Raw genomic sequence first — 22,591 nt, forward strand, 5'->3', positions numbered from 1 at the left:
TCGAGCGCCTAGGGTGTCAGGATGCCTTCCCCCCTCGCTTCGAGGCTGCCGCGCCCCACCGCGGCCGCTTCCCCCGGGACCGGCGTCCCCGACGCCGGCGGCCGGGACCACTTCTTCGACAACGCGAAGTACCTGGCGATCGTGCTGGTGGCGATCGGACACGCCTGGGAACCGCTGCCGCCCGGCCGCCTCGTGGAGGCCGCGTACACCTTCGTCTACACGTTCCACATGCCGGTGTTCATCCTGATCGCCGGCTACTTCTCCCGGAACTTCGAGCTGCGGCCGGAGCGGGTGTGGAAGCTGGTCACCAGCCTGCTGGTGCCCTACCTCGTGTTCGAGGTCCTCTACACGCTCTTCCACCGAGCCCTGCGCGACCCGGACTTCTCGCTGTCGCTGCTGGAGCCGTACTGGCTGCTGTGGTTCCTGCCCGCACTGTTCCTCTGGCGGCTGTCCACCCCGCTGTGGCAGACCGTGCGCTTCCCGGTGCTGGTGTCGCTCGCCATCGCCGCCGTCGCGACGGTCTCGCCCGCCGCCGACGGAACGCTCCCGGTCCAGCGCATCCTGCAGTTCCTGCCGTTCTACGTCCTGGGGCTGCGGCTGGGCCCGCACCACTTCGCGATGGTCCGCCGCACCTGGGTGCGCGTCGTCTCGGTGCCCGTCTTCGTCGCCGGGATGCTCCTGGCGTACTGGCTGGTGCCCCGGACCTCGACGTCGTGGTTCTTCCGCAAGAACAGCGCCCAGGAACTGGACACCGCCCAGTGGACCGGCCCGGCGGCCACGCTCCTGCTGTTCCTGGCCGCCGTCGTCCTCGGCGCCTGTTTCCTCGCCTGGGTGCCCCGGGGCCGCAGCTGGATGACCGCGCTGGGCACCGGCACGCTGTACGGGTATCTCCTGCACGGCTTCGTCATCCGGGCCCTGCGCTACGAGGGCTTCTACGCCCGGCCGTTCTTCGACACCACGATGGGCACGGTCGCCGTCACCGTGGGCGCCGCCGTCATGGTCACCCTGCTCTGCACCCCACCGGTCCGGCGGCTGCTGAAGCCGCTGCTGGAGCCGCGCATGGAGTGGGCCCGGCAGAAGCCGCCGCCGGCCGCGCCGACGCCCTGAGGGGCGCCGCGGGCGCGGAGGCGGGTCTCAGACCCCGTCGGCCCGGGGTGCGGACACGGCTCCGGGAGCCTCGGTCCGTGTCTCGGGCGGAGTGCCCAGCAGTGCGGAGGCCGTCTCCAGCGGGGTACGCGCCGGGGCCGGCGCGGGCACGGCCGACTCGGCGGTACGGCAGGTGAACCCGAGCTTGGACAGCGCCCGGACGACCTCGGCGGAGCTGAAGTCCCGGCGGTCCTGCCGGGTGATCACTTCACCCACCTGCTTGACGGGGTAGACCCGGCGGCTGATGACCACAGCGTCGCCCGTGACGGGTTCGGGCTTGATGCCCTTCATCGAGTCCTCCACCTCGTTCTTGAACAGATCGAAGGGGAAGCGGGCGATGACACAGCGCATGGTTCCTCAACAGGGGTCGACTGCACGGGGAGGGACGTACGGGGCGGCCGGCGGCCAGGGGCCGCCGGCCGCGCGGGGTCACGCGGCGCGGTTGTTCCGGCGCTGCGCGGCGGCCGCACGGGCCTCCGGCGTCGGGATTCCGGGACGGCCGCGCCGGGCCGGGGCCCCGCCGCCACGCTTGGTGCCGCGGCCCATGAACGCGCCGCCGCGGCCGCTGCCGCGCTCCTTGGCCGGGGCGGAGACGACCACCGGGACGCCGGAGGGCGCCTGCGCACCGGTGATCCGGCTCAGCTCGGCCTCGCCGGAGCGGACCTGGGCGATCTGCGGGGTGATCCCGGCGTCCGCCATCAGCCGGGTCATCTCCCGGCGCTGGTTGGGCAGCACCAGCGTGACGACGCTGCCGGACTCCCCGGCACGGGCGGTACGGCCGCCGCGGTGCAGGTAGTCCTTGTGGTCGCTCGGCGGGTCCACGTTGACGACCAGGTCGAGGTTGTCGACGTGGATGCCGCGCGCCGCGACATTGGTGGCGACCAGGACCGTGACATGCCCGGTCTTGAAGCGCTCCAGGGTGCGGGTGCGCTGCGGCTGGGACTTGCCCCCGTGCAGCGCCGCCGCCCGGACCCCGCTGTGCAGCAGGTGGTCGGTGAGCTTGTCCACCGCGTGCTTGGTGTCCAGGAACATGATCACGCGGCCGTCGCGGGCCGCGATCTCCGTCGTGGTCGCGTACTTGTCCGCGCCCTGGACGTACAGCACGTGGTGCTCCATCGTCGTGACCGCACCGGCGGCCGGGTCGACGGAGTGCACGACCGGGTCCTTGAGGTAGGTCCGCACCAGCAGGTCGACGTTGCGGTCCAGGGTGGCCGAGAAGAGCATCCGCTGCCCGTCCGGGTTCACCTGGTCGAGCAACTCGGTGACCTGCGGCATGAAGCCCATGTCGGCCATCTGGTCGGCCTCGTCGAGGACGGTGATGGTGACCCGGTCCAGCTTGCAGTCGCCGCGCTCGATCAGGTCCTTGAGACGGCCCGGGGTCGCGACGACGACCTCGGCGCCACCGCGCAGCGCACTGGCCTGGCGGCCGATGGACATGCCGCCGACCACGGTGGCGATGCGCAGCTTCAGCGACCGGGCGTACGGGGTGAGCGCGTCGGTGACCTGCTGGGCCAGCTCCCGGGTGGGGACGAGGACCAGGGCGAGCGGGCGCTTGGCGTCGGCGCGGCGGCCGGCGGTGCGGGCCAGCAGCGCGAGGCCGAAGGCGAGGGTCTTGCCGGAGCCGGTACGGCCCCGGCCCAGCACGTCCCGGCCGGCCAGCGAGTTGGGCAGGGTGGCCGCCTGGATCGGGAAGGGCACGGTCATGCCCTCGGCGACCAGCGCCGCCTTCAGCGGTGCGGGCATCTCCAGCTCGCCGAAGGTCTCGGCGGCGGGGAGGGCGGGGGTGAGCGTCACCGGCAGGGCGAACTCGCCCTTGACGCCGGAGGCGGAGCGGCGGCCGTAGCCACCGGACCGGCCCGAGCCGCCGGAGCCGCCGGAGCGCTTGGGTCCGCCGCCGAAGCCCGCGGCCCGGCGCTCGCCGCCGCCGGAGTGACGGGGGCCGCCGCCGGAGCGGGTGCGGGAGAATCGGTCGTTCGAGCGGGGTGCGCGTTCGCGGTTCATGCAGAACCTCTCCTCGATAGGGCACGTATCGAGGGATTCTTTTCGGGAAGAGACCGTGAACGGCACCCAGAATCGCAAGAACGAGCCGATGAAATGACAAAAGAAAACGAAGCCCGGCCGCCGGGAATCAATGCACCGGACGCGGCTTCGTCGAGGGGCGCGCGATGCGGGCCCCGGAAACGACAACGAGCCGGGGCCCGCACCCCAAGGTGCGGGCCCCAGCTGCGCAGTACTGCCCGAGTGATCAGGCGGGGGTGATGTTCTCGGCCTGCGGGCCCTTCTGGCCCTGCGTGACGTCGAAGTTCACCTTCTGGCCCTCCTGCAGCTCACGGAAGCCGCTGGCGGCGATGTTGCTGTAGTGGGCGAAGACGTCGGCGCCGCCGCCGTCCTGCTCAATGAAGCCGAAGCCCTTTTCCGAGTTGAACCACTTCACGGTGCCAGTAGCCATGTCATATCTCCTTAGGGGCAGAGCCCGCGGGCCCACACTGTGCGGGCCCCACGTCGCCGCGATGATTACCCCGTCCGGAAGAACACCGGAAATACAGAAGTGCGCCCGCCGACATCCGATCGGCAAGAGCACTTGAAGTTTTTGGGAACCACAACTGCAACTGAGATCAACAGTAGCACGATGCCCCCGGAGAGGTGGGTGCGTAATATCACCGGCCACGTCGGAACAGATCCCGGGACATAAAAGCCTCATCGCGCATTGCGCGAAATTCTGTGCTGCCGAATGCAGATATCTTTCCGGGCCGTGCGGAACCTCCCGCACCCCGGGACGCGGCGGCGGTCAGCGCTCCGCGGGACCACCGGAGCGGGCGGACCGGCCGCGCAGCTCCTCGTTGAGGCGCAGCGCCTCCTCCAGCTGGTCCTCCAGGATGACGATCCGGCAGGCGGCCTCGACGGGCGTACCGGCGTCGACCAGCTCGCGGGCGCGGGCGGCGATGCGCAACTGGTAGCGGGAGTAACGGCGGTGGCCGCCCTCGGACCGCAGCGGGGTGATCAGGCGGGCCTCGCCGATCGCCCGGAGGAACCCCGGCGTCGCACCGATCATCTCCGCGGCTCGCCCCATCGTGTAGGCGGGGTAATCGTCGTCGTCGAGCCGGTCGGTGGCGTGCGAGGGGGTATCCGGGGGCATCTGCACCTCTTCCGTCACGCGTGACCGGAGGAACCGGGCGCCGTACGCCTGCGGGGTGCGCCTCTGCCGCGTACCGCTGTTTCACGTGACTGCACAAGAAACCCTAATCGCCCCGCAAGGCCATGTCTATCGCGGCCGGAACAGATTTGGGCCACCTGGAAGGGCCCGGCGGACGCGGTCCGGCGGATCACTGACCGACCGGTCAGTTGTCGTCGGGAGGACCGCGGGGCCATAATGCACGCGTAGCCCTTCACGCATCCCCCGTCGTGAAGGGCTACACCCCTGTCCGGAGCCTGCTCCGGGCGTCACGGGGCACAGGATCATTCACGGGCAAGGGACTCCCCTCGTGGTCCCCTGCCCGTGTTTTTTCGAGTTAACAGTGACGTAGAGTGTTTACGCAAGCTCAGTTCCGACTCCGAGGTGATCGTGGAGGCCCGGATGGCCATGGACGACGGCGACGAACGCGGTCCGGAACCCGTCGGCCCCCCCGAGCCGGACGAGCTTCCCCGCCTCGACTCGCTGCGGGAAAAGGTCGAGTACATGGTCGAGAAGACCTTCCCCGGCCAGAAGATCTCGGGCCGGGTCTTCGCCGAGCTGGTCCGCGACCGGGGCGGCTCGCTGTCGCACAGCTACTTCTCCAACATCCTGGCCGGCAAGGTCACCCAGCCGTCCGAGGACATCCTCAAGGCCCTCGGCCTGGGGTTCGGCGTGGACTGGCGCTTCTTCAAGGAGGAGTCCGAGGTCGTCGACGACGTCGTCGCCGGACTCCAGTTCCTGGCCAAGCGACGCACCGGGGAGCTCAGCGGCCTGGCCGGCCGGGGCCTGGACGACGACGGTCTCCCGCCGGAACTGCTGCGGTTCGCCCTGTCCCTGCTGGAGGACGCCGCCCGGGACAAGGACGGGCCCGGCGCGGAGAGCGGCGGGGCCAGCGGTGGCAGAGATTCCGCCGTGCACCACCACCGGACAGGCCCGGCAGCGTAGCGTCTTCGTCATGTCCCTGCGGAAACTGCGGAAAGAGTGCGAGGCCGGGCTCGCCGACCTGCCCCTCCCGGTTCCCTTCTCGCTGGACGCACTCGTCGCGAACATGGAGGAGGCCGGCGGGCGCACCATCCGGCTGCACGAGATGCCGGACCGCCTCGCCCGCGTCAACACCGCCTGCGGGCTGCGCCTGAAGGCGGGCTCCACCAGCCTCGTCCTCTACCGCCGCAGGCCGACCGCGTACCAGACCCAGCACGTGATCCTGCACGAGCTGTGCCACGAGTGGTTCGACCACGGGACGACGCTCGACGCGGAGCGACTGCGCACACTCCTCCCGGTCTTCGACACCTCGCTGATCGCCCGGATGATCTCGCCGGCCGCCGCCGAGTCCTTCGCCTCCGGCGGTGGCACCGTCCAGGCCCGCGCGCAGTACGACACCCACGACGAACGCATGGCCGAATTCGGTGCGTCCCTGATCCCCCGGATGGCACGGGACCTCACCACCGATGACATGGTGGGGCGGCTGGACAACTCCCTGTCCCGCCCGGTGGCCAACCGCCGGCGCGGTCTCTTCCCCGGAAGACGGTCCGACGACGCCTGACACGTGCCACCGCACCGCCCGCGGGTCCCCCGCCCCGCGCCCCGACCTCGAGGACGAACACCGCCGTGACCCCCCTCGATCTCGCCGGCTACCTGATAGCCGGCCTGATGACGGCCGTTGCCCTGTGGCGTATGCCCGCTGCCCTGTGGGGCGACGAGGAGGACCGCAGACGCCGGGCCCTGTGGGGCTGCTACGCCGGATTCGCCGTCGCGCTGTGGACGAAGACCGAGGCGGTGCGCATCGGCCTCAACAACAGCGCCGTCACCGACCTCGCCGTCCTCATCAAGCACTACACCGCCACCGTGGCAATTCTGGCCATCCTCAGCTACATCGTGGCCATCTACGGCAGCTACCCCGAAGAGGGCGCGATCCCGCGCCACGTACGGTTCGCGCGGCTCGTCCAGAAGCTGGCGGCCAAGGCCTCCGTCGCCACGCTGATCCTGCTGACCGTCCTGTTCTTCACCGTCGTCGACCGCTCCGAGCCCTCGGACCGCTTCGTCTCCGACCACGCCGGGGAAGGGGGCGCCACGCTCTACATGAGCGTCTTCTACCTCTACCTCGGTGCCGCGTCCGCCGTGTGCGCCTTCCAGTGGGCGCTGGCCACCCTCGACGCCCGGCGGCGCCATCTGCGCATCGGGCTCGGGATGATGACGTTCGCGATGTTCATCGGCGTCGGCTACACCGTCAGCCGCACGCTCTTCCTGTGGATCAGCGTGGTGGACGAGCCGAGCGAGGCTTTCGCCCTGCGGTTCGACCAGATCACCGAGGCGGCGCAACTGGTGCTGTTCGCCTTCTTCGCCCTCGGCGCGTCCATCCCCGCCTTCGCGGCCGGGGCACGCCGGGCCAGGCTGTGGCGGGCCCAGGTCAAACTGCACGCCCTCTGGTACGAGCTGATGACCGCGTTCCCGGAGCAGCCGTTCGACCCGCCCGCCTCGCTGGCCCGCGAGCTGACCCGCTTCAACGTCCCGGCCGACCTGCGGGTGGACCGCTGGGCGGCCGACATCGCGGACGCCGCCGAGAAGCTGCGCCACTACGTGCCCGACGGGCTGCTCGCAGCCGCCGGACGGGCCGCCGCCCGCGCCACGGACGACCCGCGCCGGGCCGCGTCCCTCACGGACGCCTACTGGATCCGGGCCGCCCTCCTCGCGAAGGACTCCGGCGCACCCGCCGGAGGGGCCGCGCCGGTCGCCGCCCAGCACGCGGCGGACCAGGACGGGGAGGTGGCCCGGCTGGTCCGGGTCGCCGCCGCGTACCGGACGGTCGACGAGGAGCGCGCCCGGGCGGTCCTCGCCGCCGCGACCGCCGACACCACCCGCACGACGGAGACGAGCGCATGACCGGCAGCACGGACACCACGACCGGCGAGGGCATCCCCACCGCCTCCGCCCGCACGGCCTCCGTGGCGCGCACCGTCACCGACGTCCTCCAGCCGCGCAACGTCCTGCTGGCGGGCATGCTCGGCATCGGCCTGGCGGCGGCGGGCGACTGGACGGGGCTGCTCTGGGGCTTCCTCGGGGCGCTCTGCGCCGGGCTGATCCCGGCGGGCTACATCGAGTGGGAACGCGGGCGCGGCACCTGGGGCGACCGCCATGTGGTGGACCGCACCAAGCGGGCGCCGATCTTCTTCGTGATCCTGGGCTCGATCGGCGCCGGCTCGGTGGTGATGGTGCTGGGGAACGCGCCCACCGGGATCCTCGTCGCGATGCTCGCGCTGTGGGTGATGACGATCGGCCTGCTGGCCGTCAACACGGTGTGGAAGATCTCGGTCGACTCGGCGGTGGCCTCGGCGGCCGTCTCGCTCCTCGCCGTCGTCCACTCGCCCTGGTGGACCGCCGCGTACGCGGTGACGGCGGCGGTCTGCTGGTCCCGGGTCTCCCTCGGCTATCACACCGTCGCCCAGACCGTGGCGGGCGCGGGCCTGGGCGCGGCGACGACGGTGGCGTACGCCTTCGTCTGAGGTGCTACCGGAGCGCGGCGTTGCCGGTGAGCACGACGGGTCCTTCGACGGTGTTCGCGGTGCAGCCCGGGCCTCCGATCCGTACGGGTCCTGAGCTGCGGGTCACCACGACGGGCCCGCTGACGCGCGAACCGCACAGATGGACCGCCGTCGCCCGGTCGGCCTGGAGCGGGCCGTCCACCGTGGAGCCGGTGACCACGAGGGCGGCCCCGGGGCGGACGACGACGGGCCCGCGCTGGGCGGCCCGGTCCAGGCAGGTGACACCGCTCGTCACGACGAGCGGTCCGTTGCGGGGCCCGGTGACCGTGGTGGTGCAGGCGGGCAGGGGCAGGACGCGGGCCTTGTAGTCGAGGGCCTGGGCGAGCTTGCCGGGCTTCGGGTCGCTCAGCGGCTTGCCCAGCTTCGCGAACTCCCCGCCCGTCTCCTTCTTGCCGCCGTTCCACTCGTCGATCCGGCCGAGCTGGGCGGCGGTCTTCCCGTCGTCGACGACCGCGTCGGCGTCCAGCGCCGCCATCGACTTCGAGGCGCGCTTCACCAGGTCGAGGTACGGGCCCGGGGCGGTCAGGTCGTACGCGGACGCGTCGTGCTCGCCGCGCAGCCACGAGCCCCAGGAGAACTCCAGGAACTCCGTCGCGCCGTCGGGGACTTCGTAACCGATGCCCCGGGTGAAGTAGACGAGGCTGCGGTACGGGTCGTCGCGGAAGTGCGTGATGCCGAGCCGGTCCGGCAGCTGGTCCACGCCGAGCGGCCGGTTGTTCCCGTCGCGCAGCCACACCTTCTTCTCGGCCGTCATCCGCTGCCAGAAGGCCGGGGCGGACAGGGAGCTGAAGTTGTCGGTGACGCGGAGCCGGATGTGCATCCGGGGGGAGCCGTCGGGGCCCTCCAGGAACGACGTCAGCGTGTGGTGCCCGTCGGTGAGATAGAGCTTGCCGCCCGGTCCGACGACGGCCGTCTTCATCGGGGCGATGGTCTCCGGGGTCTCCTGCCCGAGCGGCACGGTGCAGGAGAAGCTCGACGGATCGTCCAGCCGGGCGCCGGGGCCGGCCGAGGCCGCCTCCTCCTGGCCGTTGGTCTCGCACCAGTCGTCGAAGCGCTTGTTGACGTCGCCCGCCGCCTCGTCGCGGTCGCTGCCGTACCGGCCGAGCTTGTAGAAGACCTGGTCGAAGCCGAGTACGGCCTGGGTCGGGTGGAGTTCGCCGAGCGTGACGTCGATCAGGTCGCCCGGCTGCGCGCAGGTGTACGGCAGCGGCCCGCTCCCGGCGCACGGATCGGCTGCCGCCGCCCCGGTGCCCGCCCCGGCCACGACCGTGCCGGCCGCCAGCACCCCGGCCACCAACAGCGCTGTCGATCTGTTCATGAACGTCCCCTCCCGCGAAATGGTCTTCCGCGGGGGACCATCGCAAGGCCCGGCGACGCCCGTACGGACGTGATGTGAACGAGGGACGGCGCCGGGGCGCCGCGACGGGACCGCCCGCGTTTGCGAGGGTGGCGGACACCCGGTTACGTGGACGGGGAGGGCGCGCCCGCGAACGGACGGGCCCCACCGGCTGGAGGTGTCCCGATGGCGAAGAACCGGTCCGCGCCCGCCAAGGGCCTGCGTGGCAGCAAGGCCGGGCTCGTGCTGAGCCTGGGCAGCAGCGCGCTCGCGGTCGTCAGGGCGTCGAAGCAGGTCCGCCGGGCCAAGGGCACGCACGACAAGCTGAACACCGCCGACGCGGTGGCGGGGCTGCTGCCGCTGATCACCTCGGCCGCCCTCGTCCTGCGACAGCTGCGCCGCCGGAAGCAGGAGAACCCGGAGGCGGCCTGACGTACACCCGAAAGGCCGGAAATCACCCCATCGTCGATCACTGAACGATGCCCGGCCGGGGTACGAAGGTGCCGTGCCGAACCCTTTCGAGATCACCGCCGCGCGTGCCCAGGACATCGTGACGCTGGGCGAGTGGGCCCACGAGGAGAGCTGGAACCCGGGCCTGAACGACGGCGCGGTGTTCTTCGCGACCGACCCCGGCGGCTTCCTCTTCGGCCGGCTGGACGGCGAACCGGTCACCTCCGTCTCCGTCGTCCGCTACGGCAGCGCGTACGGCTTCCTCGGCTTCTACCTGACCCGCCCCCACCTGCGCGGACAGGGTTACGGGCTACGGACCTGGCAGGCCGGGACGGCCCGGCTCGCCGGACGCACGGTCGGCCTGGACGGGGTGCCCGCGCAACAGGACAACTACCGCCGCTCCGGCTTCCGCACCTGCTGGAGCAACGCCCGCTTCGAGGGCACGCCCCCGCCGGACGTCGCGCCCCCGCCCGGCACCACCCTGGTCGACGCCCGGAGCGTGCCGTTCGACCTGCTCGCCGCCTACGACCGGCGGTACTTCCCGGCCGCGCGGGACACCTTCCTGGCCTCCTGGATCGCCGCCCCCGGCCGCACGGCCCTGGCGGCGGTCCGGGACGGCGAGCTCCAGGGCCTCGGGGTACTGCGGGCCTGCCGCGCCGCGTCCCGCGTCGGCCCGCTGTACGCCACCTCCCCCGCCGTGGCGGCGTCCCTGGTCAGCGCGCTGGCGGCCACCGCCCCGGACACCCCGGTCGCCGTCGACGTACCCGACGTCAACCCGGCGGCGGTGCGGCTGGCCGGGGAGCTGGGTCTGAGCCCGTCGTTCGACACGGCCCGGATGTACAGCGGCCCGGAACCGGCCATCGACCGGCCGGGCCTGTACGGCATCACCAGCCTGGAACTGGGCTGAGGCTGACCGGGGCAGCCGGCGACGGCGGCCGTCACTCCGCCGGGGTCGGCCGCACCACCGGCGGGCCCTCACGGATCCGGGAGGCGAGAACGGCGATGTCGTCCTCCGCGTCCTCGCCGAACCGGTCGAGGACCTGGTCCAGCAGGTCCTCCAGCCGTCCGCCCGGCGGCACGGTCAGCGAGGCGAGCCGCCGCACGGAGACGTCGATGTCCTCGCCCCGGCGCTCCACCAGACCGTCGGTGTACATGAACAGCACGGTGCCCGGGCCGCAGGGCACGGACGCGGTCCGGTAGCCGCCGAACCCGGTGCCGAGCGGCGGACCCACCGGAACCGGCTCGACCCGGGCCCCGGCGCCCGGGTCGATGAGGACCGGGGGCAGATGGCCCGCGCTGGCCACCTCGCACACCCCGCCGAACCGGTCGACCACGGCGAGCAGACAGGTCGCCGCCCGGTCCAGGCCCGACCGCTCGACCATGGTGTCGAGCTGCTCCAGGATCCGGTGCGGCGGCAGGTCCTCGCCCGCCAGCAGCCGGAGCAGCGAGCGGTACTGGCTCATCGCGACGGCCGCCTCCACCCCGTGCCCCATCACATCGCCCATGGCCTTGAGGTGCCGGCCGTCCTGGAGCGGTACGACGTCGAACCAGTCGCCGCCGACCAGGACGCCCCGGTCGGCGGGGAGGTAACGGGTGGCGATCTCGACGTGCGGGTGGGGGCCCCAGGGCTCGGAGAGCAGGGAGCGCTGGAGTTCGCGGGCGATGCTGTGCTCGTGGTCGTAGCGGCGGGCGTGGTCGAGGTCGACGCCCGCCCGGACGGCGAGTTCGCGGGCGACGGCCACGTCCTGGCCGTCGAAGAGCGGTGAGCCCTCGGCCCGTACGAGGGTGAGCGTGCCGAGCGGACGGCTGCGGGCGGTGAGCGGGACGACGAGCGCCTGCCGCAGCCCGAGCGCCTCGGAGGCGGTGATCCGGTCCGAGGTGATGCTGCTGCGCCCGCGTTCGTGGTTCTCCCAGTCGTCGATCACGGGTTCGTTCTCCGCCAGGCAGCGGGTCACCGCGGAGCCCGCGGCGAAGTCGACGTACTGCCCCGGACAGCCGAACCGCTGCACCTGCTCGTCGAGTTCGCCGTCGCCGCGCAGCGCCGCCCGCCGCAGCCGTACGACACCGGGGGCCGGGCGGCGTACGGCGTGCCCGACCTCGGCCGGGAAGACGTCGACCGCCGCGACGTCGGCGAAGTCCGGTACCACGAAGTCGGCCAGTTCCCGGCAGGTGGTGTCCATGTCGAGCGTGGTGCCGATCGCGACGGCGGCGGTGGAGAGCAGGGCGACATGGCCGCGGGCCTGCTCCAACTCCTCGCGCTGCCGGGTGATGTCGGTGATCTCGACGACGATCGCCATCAGCCCGCACGCCGCCCCGTCGGTGTCCAGCCGGTGGTACGTGGCCCGCCAGAACCGCTGGTCCGCCTCGGACACCGCCCAGGTCCGCCCCTGGATCGTCTCCTCGCGGGGCTTGCCGTCGGCGAGGACGTCGCGCAGGGCGGCGGCCTGACCCCGCAGCTCGGGCAGCACCTGGGAGAAGGTCCGCCCGATGTGGGAGGCGGCGGTGAGGCCGTTGATCCGTTCGAGGGCCGGGTTGACGTAGGTGTAGCGGAGTTCGTGGTCGAGCACCGCGACGGCGGCCGGATTGCCGTCGAACAGGGCCGCGACGGTCCTCGGGTCGAAGGACGAGGGCATGCCGTCGTCGCACGTGTCGGCCTGCAAGAGCCCGCCTCCCGCCGTTCGTCGCCTCCCGAACCCCCATCGTCGGCCGCCCGTTCCCGTACCGCATCCGCAGGACGGCGGAGGTCGCTCCGGCGGGCGGGGCGGCCGGGTCAGCGCGGGGCGCCGGTCCCGCCCCGGAACCGCCCGCGGCCGGGATCGGGAGACAGGGCCGGATCCGGATCCAGATCGAGGTCGAGATCGAGGGTGCCCTCGATGGCCTGGGCGGTGGCCGGCAGGGCGAGGGCGCTGCCGACCGCCCCCGGCAGACTGCCGGAACCGAGCAGCCCGGTGACCAGCCCGGTGGTGAGGCGGTGCCAGGCGGCGGCCCGGCGGATCATGGCGTGGTCGCCGCCCCGGACGGTGACCATGCAGGTACGGGCTCCGGCGCGGCGGGCCCGGGCGGTGAGCGACTGGGTGGCCTGGGGGCTGGTCAGCCGGTCCCGGTTGCTGTGGACGAGGACGACGTCCCGCCCCGCGAGCTGGGTGACCGGATCCCCCGCCGGGCACCAGGGCGCGAGCCCGACGACGCCCCGCACCAGCGGGTGCCCGGCGGCGCGGAGGGCGGCGCGCGCGCCCATGGAGTGCCCCAGGAGCACCACCGGCAGCTCCTCGCCCGCTTCCTCCCGCAGGACGTCGAGGGCGGCCACGGCGTCGTGGAGCGGGTCCGCACGGTCGCCGTTCCAGCCCCGGTGGGCGTACCGCACCTGCCGCACGAGGACGTCCTCACCGCCGGCACGGGCGGCCCGGACGAGAGCCCGGACGAAGGGCCGCATCCGTACGCCGGGCAGATTCAGCGGGCCCGGCGGCGGCGGCCCCGTACCGCTCTCCCGGCCCCCGTGCAGAACGAGAACCGCTGCCGACGGCGGTCGTCCGGCCACGCGTACCTCCAGGTCCGGGTGCGGGGCGCGGTGCCCCTCTCCCCGTATTCGGCGCCGCGGCCGCTCCGGATGGGTGAAGTGCCGTCCACTGTACGGTCACGGGCACGGAACCATCCGTGCCATCCGCGACATCCCCGTATACGACATCGAAGGAGCCCTCCATGGCATCTGGTCCTCAACTCGGCAGCGCGGCACCGGACTTCACCCTCCCCGGCGGAGTGCTGTCAGGCTCGGGCGACACCTTCGAACGCGCCGACTACCAGCTGTCCTCCGCCCGCGGCCGGTCCGTGGTGCTGGCGTTCTACCCGGGGGACAACACCAGCGTCTGCACGAAGCAGCTGTGCTCGTACTCCTCGGGCATGGAGGCCTTCGAGGGGCTCGACGCCGACGTCTGGGGAATCAGTCCACAGGGTGTGGACAGCCATGAGTCGTTCGCCCGCGCCTTCAGCCTGCGGATGCCGCTGCTGGCGGACGAGGGCCGGGAGATCGCCAAGGCGTACGGGGTTTCCGCGCCGGGCATCGGGGTGCGGCGGGCGGTGTTCCTCATCGGCCCGGACGGAATCCTGCGCTGGAAGCACGTGGCTCTGCTCGGAGCGACGTTCCAGTCACTCTCCACACTCACCGACCGGTTGTCCGGCATCAAAGGAGCGTAAAGATTGCCGGAACCCGGCAGTGACCGAAGCAGGTGGTGTATGGGAACATCCAGCCAGATCGACGGAAAACGCTCGGGGGAAGTCGACAACAGGGGAGTGATCGCGTGACCTTCTTTCTCGGTCTCGGCATTGCGGGGATCGTGCTGCTCGCGCTCTCACTGATCTTCGGCGGGGTACTCGAAGGCCTCTTCGACGGTGTGCTCGACGGCCTCTTCGACGGGCTGCTCTCGCTCCCGGTGATCGCCGGATTCATCTCGATGCTCGGCTTCGGCGGAGCGATCGTGCTCGGCGCGACCGGTGCGGGAACGCTCGTGGCCACGGCCGTCGGCGTCGCCGCCGGCCTGGTGGCGGGCTGGCTGACCTGGAAACTCAGCAAGGCCCTGATGCGCGACCAGACGCACTCCACTCCGCGCGACAGCGACCTGGTCGGCACCTCGGGATCCGTCGTGACGGCCATCCCGGCCGAGGGCTACGGCGAGGTGCTGCTGCGGCTGGGCGACCAGCCCGTGAAGTACGCGGCCAAGTCGGCGACGCCCGTGGCGCGCGGGACCGAGATCTGGGTGGAAGCGGCGCTGTCGACCACCTCGGTCGCGGTCCGCCCGGTGGAGCGCTGACCACGTGACCACCGTGAACCGTCCGCCCACCTGACACCCCACCGCCACACGGCACAGCCCGCCCCGATCACCTCCATTCCGCTACCCATTCCCATTCCTTTCCCTGGCACCACCCCGCTCCACAACAATCTGCCGTCCCCCCACGGGAGGCAGGGGGGACACCTCTCATGAGTCCAGTAGTCATCGCCGTCATCGGCATCGTCGTCCTTCTCGTCCTGCTCGGCCTCGTCGTCATCACGCGTTACAAGGTGGCCGGGCCCAGCGAGGCGTTCATCATCACCGGCCGTCGCGGCAAGAAGTCGACGGACCCGGTCACCGGACTGACCAGCATCGACAACAGCGGCCAGAAGGTCGTCGTCGGTGGCGGCGTCTTCGTCGTGCCGTTCGTCCAGCAGAAGTTCACCCTGGACCTGTCCAGCCGGCACATCCCGATCGCCGTGCGCGGCGCGGTGACGCTGCGCGGCGTCAAGTCGAACCTCGAAGGCGTCGCGATCGTCAAGGTCGGCGGCAGCGAGGACGCGATCCGCGCCGCCGCCCAGCGCTTCCTGCAGCAGCAGGACGGCATCGTCGGCTTCACCCAGGAAGTGCTCTCCGGCGCGCTCCGCGCGATCGTCGGCCGTATGTCGGTCGAGGACATCATCCGGGACCGGGCCGCGTTCGCCGGGCAGGTCGCCGAGGAGGCCGAGGCCAGCCTCTCCGGCCAGGGCCTGATCCTGGACGCCTTCCAGATCCAGGACATCACCACCGAGGGCTCCTACCTGGAGGACCTCGGCCGCCCGGAGGCCGCCCGCGCCAAGCAGGAGGCGGACATCGCCGAGGCCATCGCGAAGCGGGCCTCGGAGCAGGCCCGGCTGAAGGCGGCCGAGGAGATCGCCATCGCCGAGCGGACGTACTACCTGAAGCAGGCCGAGATCAAGGCCGAGACGGAAGCCGCGGCCGCCAAGGCCAACGCCGCCGGTCCGCTCGCCGAGGCCGCACGCCAGCAGGAAGTGCTCCAGGAGCAGGAGAAGGTCGCCGAGCGCCAGGCCGCGCTGACCGACCGCGAGCTGGACACGAAGGTCCGTAAGCCCGCCGACGCCGCCCGCTACCAGGCCGAGCAGGAGGCGGAGGCCCGCCGCATCGCCCAGGTCAAGGAGGCCGAGGCCGACGCGGAGCGCTCGCGCCTGACCGGTCAGGGTGAGAAGCTGCACCGCTCGGCGCTGGCCGACGCGGTCCGCATCGAGGGTGAGGCGGAGGCCGCCTCGATCGCCGCCAAGGGTGCGGCCGAGGCCGAGGCCATGCAGAAGAAGGCCGACGCGTTCGCGCAGTACGGCGACGCGGCCGTCCTCCAGATGCTGGTCGAGGTCCTCCCGAGCGTCGTGGCCAAGGCCTCCGAGCCGCTGAGCGCCATCGACAAGATGACGGTCATCTCCACGGACGGCGCGAGCCAGCTGGCCCGTACGGTCACCGACAACGTCGCGCAGGGCATGGAACTGCTCAACTCGACGACGGGCGTTGACCTGGCGTCCCTCCTCCAGAACCTCAAGTCCCGCACGGCCACGGTGCCCGCGCCGGGAACGCCGGAGGCTCCGGAGTCAGACTCCTCGACGTCGAAGAACGGCGAGATCGAGATCAAGGGCTGACGCGCGAGGCCCCTGCCAGGGGCTGAGCCCGTTCACCCGTCACCGGTGCCCGGCAGCGACATGTTCGCCGCCGGGCACCGGCATGTCCGTGTCCGGGTGCGCCGGTGGTCCCTCCGCCCGCGCCCGCAGTCGGAACACCCCACCCGACCAGGCGACCTACCGACTCCGGAGCCGCATGCGCAAGACGGACCACCCGCCAGGACCGTACGAACACGGTCCACGCCCGCTGCTGCTCCTGGACATGGCCCCGGCCTGCCCACCCGGAACACGTACCTGGCCCCCGTCTTCAACCTCCCACCGCTACCGGTGATCCGCTTCCCGGCGCGGGGCCTGACGGAGGAGCAGGCGGAGGAACCGCCGGCCTGGTCTCACTCCGCCGATCCGAGACCTCCGCGCTGATGGGCACGGAAGCGCGCCTTCTTCTGACGATTCCCGCAGGTGTTCATGTCGCACCATTTACGGGTCCGGCTCTGGCTGGTGTCGAAGAAGGCGGCCCGGCAGGTCGGTGACGCGCAGAGGGCGAGCCTTCCGTCGCGTTCGCCCGCGATGATGCTGATCGCGTCGGCGGCGATCACGCCGAGGGCGTCTTCCACGCAGGAAGCCGGGCCGAGCCGCCAGCGCCGCTCGCCCTCGGGCGTCAGGATCGCCGCGGCCCGCCCCTGAGCGCTGCGGTCGTTGATGACCTGGACAGCAGACGCGGGCAGCGCCTCCTGGAGCGCGGCCGCCGTCGCGGCGGCGTGAATCGCCTCCCTCAGATCCCGGGCACGGTCGAGCTGGACACGGGTGCAGGAGTCCACGGCGAGGCCGTTCACCACCAGCCAGTCGACGAGTCGCCGCGGAACGGGAATGCGCTCGACAGGGTCGCCGCGCCGCTCCGACAGGGTCCCGGTGAAGCTGGTCGCCAGCACGCCGCCGAGACGGAAGTCAGGGAACCGATCACGCATGGAACCACCTTAGGTGGTTGCATCGCGGCTCGGGCTGCTGCTAGAACCGGCTTAGCCGGTTCCCGATGGCAGGAGGTCTCATGCCCCGCCCGACGAACGACGTTCAAGCTTTTGAAGCGCGTGCAACCGACGCCGACCTCGACGATCTGCGCGCACGACTCGCCGCGGCGCGACTGCCGGAGACCGAGACGGTCCACCGCACCGGACCGGGCCCCCTCCGATGGGAACAGGGCGTTCCCCTCACCGACCTCGTCGATGTCGTGCACTACTGGCGCACCGCATACAACTGGCGATCGTTCGAAGAGCGCCTCGACCAGATCGGCCAGTTCCGCACGACCATCGATGATCTGGGAATCCACTTCCTGCACCGCCGGTCCGCACGTGCGGATGCCACTCCCCTGATCCTGACGCACGGCTGGCCGGGCAGCATTGCCGAGTTCATCGACGTGGTGGACGAACTGGCAGACCCTAAAGCCGCAGACGCACCGGCCTTCCACGTCGTGGTCCCGTCCCTGCCGGGCTTCGGCCACAGCGACAGGCCGACCACCACCGGCTGGGGAACGGAGAAGATCGCGGCCGCCTGGGTGGAGCTGATGGGAAGGCTCGGGTACGACACGTTCGTTGCCCACGGCGGCGATTGGGGAGGCGTGATCACCACGATCCTCGGCGGCAGGTTCCCGGAACACGTACTGGGCGTTCACACGACGACCGCGCAGGCACCCCCCGGGCTGACGACGGACGGGCTGACGACGGTCGAGCGCGGGTGGACCGAGGAAACCCGCGATTTCTGGCTCCGCCGCGCGGCGTACGCGAAGCAGCAGGCGGCCCGCCCGCAGACCATCGGCTACTCGCTCGTCGACTCACCGGTCGGGCTGCTCGCCTGGATCCTCGACAAGTTCGCGGAGTGGTCGGACACCGAGGACAGCCCGTTCGAGAGGATCTCCATCGACAGAATCCTCGACGACGTCACCCTGTACTGGCTGACGCGCACGGGTGCGTCGGCGGCCCGCATCTACTACGAAAGCCACGACTCGCTCGATCCCGACCTCCGGGTCGACGTCCCGTCGGCCATCACGGTCTATCCCCGCGACATCGAGAAGAGTCCGCGCCCCTGGGCACAGGAGCGCTTCCGCCGGATCGTCCACTGGAGGTCACCCGAAGCCGGGGGTCATTTCCCGTCGCTGGAGGTCCCCGACCTCTTCGTCAAAGACCTGCAGGAGGGCCTGGCGTCAGTGCTGGCGGCCGCCGGTCGCTGAAGGCGGCCGGGAGGAGCGGCAGCCTTCGCCGGACACCCACGTCCGATCTGGACATCGTGGTCCTCCTGGACGACCAGCTCGCTGCGGGCCGGGAGAACCTGGTGTTTCGCGGATGGCCGGTGGAGCTGTTCGTGCAGACAGAGACCCGCTGGCACGCTTTCGCCGACCAGGAGACCGCGAAGCGGAGTTCGCCGCTGCTCGCCATGTGCGCCGAGGGCAGGCTCCTGGTGGACAGGGACGGGCTGGGCGCCGCGCTCCAGGACGAGGCTCGCACGCGCTGGGCCGCGGGCCCGCCGCCGCTCTCGGAGCATGAGCACGACTACCAGCGCTACATCCTGACCGACCTGCTCGACGGCCTACGGGGCTGCACGGACCCCGCGGAGCGGGTGTACCTGGTCTCGCACCTGCTGCAGCGCGCCTCGGAGCTGGTCCTGCTGGCCGGCGGGCACTGGCTCGGCAAAGGCAAATGGCTCTCACGACGGCTGGCCGCGGCCGCCCCCGAGGTACACCGCGCGCTGTCGGAATCCGCCGCGCAGGCGATCACCGGGGACACGAAGGCCTTCGCGGAGGTCGTGGCGGGGGTGCTGGACCGGTCCGGTGGCGCCCTGTGGGACGGATACGCGATCCGGTGAGCCGGTGGTCGGGGCGGAGGAGCGGGCGACGCGGAGGTGTCCAGGTGTACGCGCAGCCGCCGGTCAGCGGGCCGCCTCGGCCCTGATGCGGGACTCCCGTCCCGCCGGGGACCATCTCCTGCACACCGACCTCAACCACACCAACGTGCTCGTCAACGACCGTGCTCCGCAAGCTGATCGCGCGCGTATCGTCGACTGGGCCTGGGCCACCCGCGCCGCCTGGCTCGGCGCCGGCTACTGGATCATCCGGCTCATCGCCACCGGCCACACCCCTGCCTCCGCCGAACACCGGGCCGCCGAAATCCCCGCCTGGCACGCCGCGCCACCCGAAGGCATCAACGCCTTCGCCACCGCCAACCACAAACTCTGGGGATGCTCTCGTCACTCGCCACCGGGATCAGCGCGGCACGCGCTCGCGGATCATCCGCCCGGTACAGGTCCATGGCTGCGCCGTCCCGGCCACGAGCGGCGCGGCCGACCGCTACAGGCGCTACACCATGGTCAGCTTCGGGCGGGCGTCCAGTCGCCCGTACTCCAGGATTCGGGGCAACACCTCGCGCAGGCGTGCCACATCTTCCGCCGGTGCTCGAAGCACGACCTCGATGACGTGGTCCTCCAGCTCAAGGTCGTCCAACGACTCGGGGTCCAACGTCACGCGCAGCAGATCCCGCTCGAATTCCACGGTGCGTATGCATCCATAGGCCGTGCTCTGGTCGGGGGTGACAAGGCAGTGTGTATCCATGCCCAGGGATATCTCCTGCGGGCGAGGGTCCCCGAAGTCGCACATGAAGTGCAGGGAGAAACCCTCTTCGTCGTCCGACTCGGCCACACCTGCCTGCATGCACGACTCCTGGTCCGGGTCGTCGATGCCCCAGGCGAACTGCGCGGTGAATCTGTATGTCATGACCGTGTTCCAGCAGAGGCGTCCGACAACAGCGTCCTGCGTGGAGCCGGAAGCTCCCCGCCCCTCAGCACTCCCCCCGGTCCCGCCCCGCCGAGTACAAGTAGCTGTCCCGGAACTGCTCCGAGCCCAGCGTCCGCCCCACCATGATCACCGCCGTCCGGATCACGCCCGCCGCCTTCACCTGCTCCGCGATCGAGTCCAGCGGGCCGCGCAGGACGATCTCGTCCGGGCGGGATGCCATCGCCACGACCGCCGTCGGGCAGTCCGCCCCGTAGTGCGGGAGCAGTTCGTCGACCACGCGGTCCACGTAGCGGGCTGCCAGGTGCAGGACGATCAGGGCGCCGCTGCGGCCCAGCGTGGCCAGGTCCTCGCCCTCCGGCATGGCCGTGGCGCGCTGCGCGATGCGGGTCAGGATCACCGTCTGGCCGACCGTCGGGACCGTCAGTTCGCGCTTCAGCGCCGCGGCCGCCGCCGCGAACGCGGGGACGCCGGGGACGACCTCGTACGGCACGCCCGCCTCGTCCAGGCGCTTCATCTGTTCGTTCACCGCGCTGAACACCGACGGGTCGCCCGAGTGCAGCCGTGCCACGTCGTGGCCGTCCTTGTGGGCCTGGACCAGCTCCGCCGTGATCTGCCCGATGTCCAGGTTCGCCGTGTCGATCAGGCGGGCGTCCTTCGGGCACTCGGCCAGGAGCTCCACCGGGACCAGGCTGCCCGCGTACAGGCAGACCGGGCTGGCGGCGAGGATCCGGGCGCCGCGCACCGTGATCAGGTCGGCCGCGCCGGGGCCCGCGCCGATGAAGTACACCGTCATGATCGATCTCCCTTGTGCGAACGTGCCCCGGATCCCGGGGACTTGCTGACCGACCACTGCGTTACGGGCATGGCCTGGCGCCAGCCGGTGAAGCCGCCGACCGGGACCGCGTGGGCGACCGACAGGCGGACCAGCTCGCCGCCGAACTCCTTGTGCCGTGCGGCCAGCAGCGCCTCCGACTCCAGCGTCACCGTGTTCGCGACCAGCCGGCCCCCCGGCCGCAGCGCCTCCCAGCACGCCTCCAGCAGGCCCGGCGCGGTCAGGCCGCCGCCGATGAACACCGCGTCCGGCGCTTCCAGTTCGGCCAGTGCGGAGGGAGCCGGGCCGGTGACGACCCGCAGGCCCGGGACGCCCAGGCGGTCCGCGTTCCTCGTGATCCGCTCCGCCCGTACCGGATCCCGCTCCACGCTCACCGCCCGGCAGGACGGATGGGCCCGCAGCCACTCGATCGCGATCGAGCCCGAGCCGCCGCCCACGTCCCACAGCAGTTCCCCGGGCGCGGGCGCCAAGGCCCCGAGCGTGGCCGCCCGGATGTGGCGCTTGGTGAGCTGGCCGTCGTGTTCGTACGCCGCGTCCGGCAGGCCCGGGACCGTGCCGAGCCGCAGCGCGTCCGCCGACGCCCGGCATTCGACCGCGATGACGTTCAGGCGGTCCCCCGGGGCATGCGCCCAGGTCTCCGCGACGCCGTCCACGTACGCCTCCGCCTCGCCGCCCAGCTGTTCCAGCACCCGCAGCCGGCTCGGGCCGAAGCCATGGGCCGTGAGCAGCGCCGCGACCGTGGCGGGCGTGCTCGCGTCCGCGCTCAGGACCAGCAGCCTGCGGCCCTCGTACAGCGAAGCCGCCAGCCGTGCCGCAGGGCGGCCCACCAGCGTCACGACCTCCGTGTCCTCCAGCGGCCAGCCGAGACGGGCGCAGGCGTACGAGACGGAGGACGGGTGCGGGAGCACGCGCAGCCCCTCCGGACCCAGCTCCTCCGCCAGCGCCCGGCCGATCCCGTAGAACATCGGGTCCCCGCTCGCCAGCACCGCGATCCGGCGCTCCCGGTGCTCGGCCAGCAGCCGGGGAACGGCCGGCCTCAGCGGGGACGGCCAGCCCACCCGTACACCGGCGCACTCCGGCGGAAGCAGGTCCAGCTGGCGCGCCCCGCCGATCAGCACCTCCGCCTCCCGCAGCGCCTCCCGTGCCGTACCGGACAGGCCCGGCCAGCCGTCCGCGCCGATCCCCACGACGGAGACGGGGGCGGGGGCGGTGTGCGGAAGCGGGGCTGGAGATGTGGGTGGGGGCACGGGCCGGGACCTCAGGCGTTCGGAGTGGAGAAGGGAGGAGGGGAGGAGAGCGGAGAAGAGGAGAGGGAATACGGGGGTGACTGGCGGAAACCAGGCGCAGCCGAACCTTACTGAACGCCCCGATCCGACCCCTCCAGCGGGTGAATCCGGCGGCGCATCCGGAGTGAATCCGAAAGAGAACCGCGCGTGGTGTCGAGAACGCCGCCCCGGCCCCGACGTCCCCTGTGCAAGAGGAAGAAGGACCACCGAGCGAACGAGCGACCAGGAGGCGACGGTCATGAAGTATCTGGTGATGGTCCAGGGCAGCCAGGCGGACTACGACGCGCAGTCCGGCAAGGGCAACGCCACCAGCCCGGCCTGGGACGAGAAGGCCATGCAGGAGATGTTCGCCTACATGGGCAGCATCAACGACGACCTCGCCGAGTCGGGCGAGCTGGTGACCGCGTACGGACTCACGGAGCCCGCGCAGGGCCGGGCCGTGAGCGTCGACGCCGAGGGGCGGCCGGTGGTCTCGGACGGGCCGTACAGCGAGACGAAGGAGCTGCTCGCCGGGTTCTGGATCCTCGAATGCGAGAACCTGGAGAGGGTGACCGAGATCGCCGCCCGCGTGGCACGCTGTCCGCAGCCGCCCGGGGCGCCCGAGTACCCGGTGCTCATCCGCACCGTCGGCGGCGGGATCGACTAG

The 22,591-nt window shown here is 71.8% G+C and carries 24 protein-coding genes; 13 read left to right on the plus strand and 11 right to left on the minus strand.

Features of this window, described 5'->3' with window-relative positions; genetic code table 11:
* Positions 1-21: 21 nt before the first annotated feature.
* Positions 22-1,107: an acyltransferase family protein gene (locus AC0VY3_RS35185; protein ID WP_475551538.1), complete on the plus strand. Its 1,086-nt coding sequence runs from the start codon at positions 22-24 to the stop codon at positions 1,105-1,107.
* 27 nt (positions 1,108-1,134) lie between these two features.
* Here the strand turns inward: AC0VY3_RS35185 and AC0VY3_RS35190 are convergent, their stop codons facing one another.
* The 4 genes from AC0VY3_RS35190 to AC0VY3_RS35205 all read right to left on the minus strand — a co-directional run bounded on the left by AC0VY3_RS35190 (position 1,135) and on the right by AC0VY3_RS35205 (position 4,282).
* Positions 1,135-1,497, minus strand: a complete 363-nt coding sequence (locus AC0VY3_RS35190) for an SCO5918 family protein (RefSeq protein WP_475551539.1) — start codon at positions 1,495-1,497, stop codon at positions 1,135-1,137.
* A 78-nt stretch (positions 1,498-1,575) separates the two neighbouring features.
* Positions 1,576-3,147, minus strand: coding sequence for a DEAD/DEAH box helicase (locus AC0VY3_RS35195; protein WP_475551540.1), 1,572 nt, complete (start codon positions 3,145-3,147; stop codon positions 1,576-1,578).
* Between the two features lie 244 nt (positions 3,148-3,391).
* Positions 3,392-3,595 (minus strand): cold-shock protein, encoded by a 204-nt coding sequence (locus tag AC0VY3_RS35200; protein ID WP_003967653.1) that lies wholly within the window; start codon positions 3,593-3,595, stop codon positions 3,392-3,394.
* A gap of 339 nt (positions 3,596-3,934) precedes the next feature.
* The gene (locus tag AC0VY3_RS35205) at positions 3,935-4,282 is read right to left on the minus strand and encodes a MerR family transcriptional regulator (protein ID WP_103513260.1); all 348 of its coding nucleotides are present in this window, start codon (positions 4,280-4,282) and stop codon (positions 3,935-3,937) included.
* A 438-nt stretch (positions 4,283-4,720) separates the two neighbouring features.
* Between AC0VY3_RS35205 and AC0VY3_RS35210 the strand changes: the two genes are divergently transcribed.
* From AC0VY3_RS35210 to AC0VY3_RS35225, 4 genes are all read left to right on the plus strand, one after another.
* Positions 4,721-5,263 (plus strand): hypothetical protein, encoded by a 543-nt coding sequence (locus tag AC0VY3_RS35210; protein WP_475551541.1) that lies wholly within the window; start codon positions 4,721-4,723, stop codon positions 5,261-5,263.
* 10 nt (positions 5,264-5,273) lie between these two features.
* Entirely contained in the window at positions 5,274-5,861 is a 588-nt protein-coding gene (locus AC0VY3_RS35215) for a toxin (protein WP_103513314.1), read from the plus strand.
* A 65-nt stretch (positions 5,862-5,926) separates the two neighbouring features.
* Positions 5,927-7,198 (plus strand): MAB_1171c family putative transporter, encoded by a 1,272-nt coding sequence (locus AC0VY3_RS35220; RefSeq protein WP_475551542.1) that lies wholly within the window; start codon positions 5,927-5,929, stop codon positions 7,196-7,198.
* Positions 7,195-7,818: a hypothetical protein gene (locus AC0VY3_RS35225; RefSeq protein WP_475551543.1), complete on the plus strand. Its 624-nt coding sequence runs from the start codon at positions 7,195-7,197 to the stop codon at positions 7,816-7,818. Before AC0VY3_RS35220 ends, AC0VY3_RS35225 begins: the two co-directional genes overlap by 4 nt.
* A 4-nt stretch (positions 7,819-7,822) precedes the next feature.
* Here AC0VY3_RS35225 and AC0VY3_RS35230 read toward each other — a convergent pair whose 3' ends face one another.
* Positions 7,823-9,175 (minus strand): ParB-like protein, encoded by a 1,353-nt coding sequence (locus tag AC0VY3_RS35230; protein ID WP_475551544.1) that lies wholly within the window; start codon positions 9,173-9,175, stop codon positions 7,823-7,825.
* Positions 9,176-9,379: 204 nt separating this feature from the next.
* Between AC0VY3_RS35230 and AC0VY3_RS35235 the strand changes: the two genes are divergently transcribed.
* Together AC0VY3_RS35235 and AC0VY3_RS35240 are read left to right on the plus strand one after the other, a co-directional pair.
* Positions 9,380-9,625 carry a hypothetical protein gene (locus tag AC0VY3_RS35235; RefSeq protein WP_103513265.1) on the plus strand — a complete coding sequence of 82 codons (246 nt, stop codon included), beginning with the start codon at positions 9,380-9,382 and terminating at the stop codon, positions 9,623-9,625.
* 73 nt (positions 9,626-9,698) lie between these two features.
* Entirely contained in the window at positions 9,699-10,550 is an 852-nt protein-coding gene (locus AC0VY3_RS35240) for a GNAT family N-acetyltransferase (protein WP_103513266.1), read from the plus strand.
* A 31-nt stretch (positions 10,551-10,581) separates the two neighbouring features.
* Here AC0VY3_RS35240 and AC0VY3_RS35245 read toward each other — a convergent pair whose 3' ends face one another.
* The gene (locus AC0VY3_RS35245) at positions 10,582-12,276 is read right to left on the minus strand and encodes a PP2C family protein-serine/threonine phosphatase (RefSeq protein WP_475551790.1); all 1,695 of its coding nucleotides are present in this window, start codon (positions 12,274-12,276) and stop codon (positions 10,582-10,584) included.
* Between the two features lie 137 nt (positions 12,277-12,413).
* Positions 12,414-13,181 carry an alpha/beta fold hydrolase gene (locus AC0VY3_RS35250; protein ID WP_103513267.1) on the minus strand — a complete coding sequence of 256 codons (768 nt, stop codon included), beginning with the start codon at positions 13,179-13,181 and terminating at the stop codon, positions 12,414-12,416.
* A 161-nt stretch (positions 13,182-13,342) separates the two neighbouring features.
* Here AC0VY3_RS35250 and AC0VY3_RS35255 point away from each other — a divergent pair, with 161 nt between their 5' ends.
* The 3 genes from AC0VY3_RS35255 (at position 13,343) to AC0VY3_RS35265 (ending at position 16,070) form a co-directional block, all read left to right on the plus strand.
* Entirely contained in the window at positions 13,343-13,834 is a 492-nt protein-coding gene (locus AC0VY3_RS35255) for a peroxiredoxin (RefSeq protein ID WP_103513268.1), read from the plus strand.
* A gap of 104 nt (positions 13,835-13,938) precedes the next feature.
* The gene (locus AC0VY3_RS35260; protein ID WP_103513269.1) at positions 13,939-14,448 is read left to right on the plus strand and encodes a hypothetical protein; all 510 of its coding nucleotides are present in this window, start codon (positions 13,939-13,941) and stop codon (positions 14,446-14,448) included.
* A gap of 167 nt (positions 14,449-14,615) precedes the next feature.
* Positions 14,616-16,070, plus strand: coding sequence for a flotillin family protein (locus AC0VY3_RS35265; RefSeq protein WP_103513270.1), 1,455 nt, complete (start codon positions 14,616-14,618; stop codon positions 16,068-16,070).
* Positions 16,071-16,438: 368 nt separating this feature from the next.
* Here the strand turns inward: AC0VY3_RS35265 and AC0VY3_RS35270 are convergent, their stop codons facing one another.
* A complete protein-coding gene (locus AC0VY3_RS35270) occupies positions 16,439-17,014 on the minus strand; it encodes a CGNR zinc finger domain-containing protein (RefSeq protein WP_103513271.1) in 576 nt (191 codons plus the stop codon).
* A gap of 80 nt (positions 17,015-17,094) precedes the next feature.
* On the opposite strand from AC0VY3_RS35270, the gene AC0VY3_RS35275 reads away from it, so the two are divergent.
* Both AC0VY3_RS35275 and AC0VY3_RS35280 read left to right on the plus strand, forming a co-directional pair.
* A complete protein-coding gene (locus AC0VY3_RS35275) occupies positions 17,095-18,270 on the plus strand; it encodes an epoxide hydrolase family protein (RefSeq protein WP_103513272.1) in 1,176 nt (391 codons plus the stop codon).
* Between the two features lie 131 nt (positions 18,271-18,401).
* On the plus strand, positions 18,402-18,902 hold the full coding sequence (locus tag AC0VY3_RS35280) for a nucleotidyltransferase domain-containing protein (RefSeq protein ID WP_258047512.1): 501 nt from the start codon (positions 18,402-18,404) through the stop codon (positions 18,900-18,902).
* A gap of 490 nt (positions 18,903-19,392) precedes the next feature.
* On the opposite strand, the gene AC0VY3_RS35285 is transcribed toward AC0VY3_RS35280, so the two are convergent.
* The 3 genes from AC0VY3_RS35285 to cbiE form a co-directional block, all read right to left on the minus strand.
* Entirely contained in the window at positions 19,393-19,806 is a 414-nt protein-coding gene (locus tag AC0VY3_RS35285) for an Imm10 family immunity protein (RefSeq protein WP_103513273.1), read from the minus strand.
* A 64-nt stretch (positions 19,807-19,870) separates the two neighbouring features.
* A complete protein-coding gene (gene cobM / locus AC0VY3_RS35290) occupies positions 19,871-20,620 on the minus strand; it encodes a precorrin-4 C(11)-methyltransferase (RefSeq protein ID WP_103513274.1) in 750 nt (249 codons plus the stop codon).
* Positions 20,617-21,906 (minus strand): precorrin-6y C5,15-methyltransferase (decarboxylating) subunit CbiE, encoded by a 1,290-nt coding sequence (gene cbiE / locus AC0VY3_RS35295; protein WP_103513275.1) that lies wholly within the window; start codon positions 21,904-21,906, stop codon positions 20,617-20,619. The genes cobM and cbiE overlap by 4 nt, the downstream gene beginning before the upstream one ends.
* 277 nt (positions 21,907-22,183) lie before the next feature.
* Here cbiE and AC0VY3_RS35300 point away from each other — a divergent pair, with 277 nt between their 5' ends.
* Positions 22,184-22,591 carry a YciI family protein gene (locus tag AC0VY3_RS35300; RefSeq protein ID WP_103513276.1) on the plus strand — a complete coding sequence of 136 codons (408 nt, stop codon included), beginning with the start codon at positions 22,184-22,186 and terminating at the stop codon, positions 22,589-22,591.

The sequence above is a fragment of the Streptomyces sp. iso_384 genome (genome assembly GCF_056172905.1).

Bases quoted from the DNA above. Each gene is read 5' to 3' on its own strand.
- AC0VY3_RS35185 (WP_475551538.1), top strand. From the start codon at position 22: ATGCCTTCCCCCCTCGCTTCGAGGCTGCCGCGCCCCACCGCGGCCGCT.
- AC0VY3_RS35225 (WP_475551543.1), top strand. From the start codon at position 7,195: ATGACCGGCAGCACGGACACCACGACCGGCGAGGGCATCCCCACCGCC.
- AC0VY3_RS35300 (WP_103513276.1), top strand. From the start codon at position 22,184: ATGAAGTATCTGGTGATGGTCCAGGGCAGCCAGGCGGACTACGACGCG.
- AC0VY3_RS35230 (WP_475551544.1), bottom strand. From the start codon at position 9,175: ATGAACAGATCGACAGCGCTGTTGGTGGCCGGGGTGCTGGCGGCCGGC.
- AC0VY3_RS35200 (WP_003967653.1), bottom strand. From the start codon at position 3,595: ATGGCTACTGGCACCGTGAAGTGGTTCAACTCGGAAAAGGGCTTCGGC.
- AC0VY3_RS35190 (WP_475551539.1), bottom strand. From the start codon at position 1,497: ATGCGCTGTGTCATCGCCCGCTTCCCCTTCGATCTGTTCAAGAACGAG.
- AC0VY3_RS35235 (WP_103513265.1), top strand. From the start codon at position 9,380: ATGGCGAAGAACCGGTCCGCGCCCGCCAAGGGCCTGCGTGGCAGCAAG.
- AC0VY3_RS35245 (WP_475551790.1), bottom strand. From the start codon at position 12,276: ATGCCCTCGTCCTTCGACCCGAGGACCGTCGCGGCCCTGTTCGACGGC.
- AC0VY3_RS35285 (WP_103513273.1), bottom strand. From the start codon at position 19,806: ATGACATACAGATTCACCGCGCAGTTCGCCTGGGGCATCGACGACCCG.
- AC0VY3_RS35255 (WP_103513268.1), top strand. From the start codon at position 13,343: ATGGCATCTGGTCCTCAACTCGGCAGCGCGGCACCGGACTTCACCCTC.
- AC0VY3_RS35275 (WP_103513272.1), top strand. From the start codon at position 17,095: ATGCCCCGCCCGACGAACGACGTTCAAGCTTTTGAAGCGCGTGCAACC.
- AC0VY3_RS35210 (WP_475551541.1), top strand. From the start codon at position 4,721: ATGGCCATGGACGACGGCGACGAACGCGGTCCGGAACCCGTCGGCCCC.
- AC0VY3_RS35270 (WP_103513271.1), bottom strand. From the start codon at position 17,014: ATGCGTGATCGGTTCCCTGACTTCCGTCTCGGCGGCGTGCTGGCGACC.
- AC0VY3_RS35195 (WP_475551540.1), bottom strand. From the start codon at position 3,147: ATGAACCGCGAACGCGCACCCCGCTCGAACGACCGATTCTCCCGCACC.
- AC0VY3_RS35265 (WP_103513270.1), top strand. From the start codon at position 14,616: ATGAGTCCAGTAGTCATCGCCGTCATCGGCATCGTCGTCCTTCTCGTC.
- cobM (WP_103513274.1), bottom strand. From the start codon at position 20,620: ATGACGGTGTACTTCATCGGCGCGGGCCCCGGCGCGGCCGACCTGATC.
- AC0VY3_RS35205 (WP_103513260.1), bottom strand. From the start codon at position 4,282: ATGCCCCCGGATACCCCCTCGCACGCCACCGACCGGCTCGACGACGAC.
- AC0VY3_RS35215 (WP_103513314.1), top strand. From the start codon at position 5,274: ATGTCCCTGCGGAAACTGCGGAAAGAGTGCGAGGCCGGGCTCGCCGAC.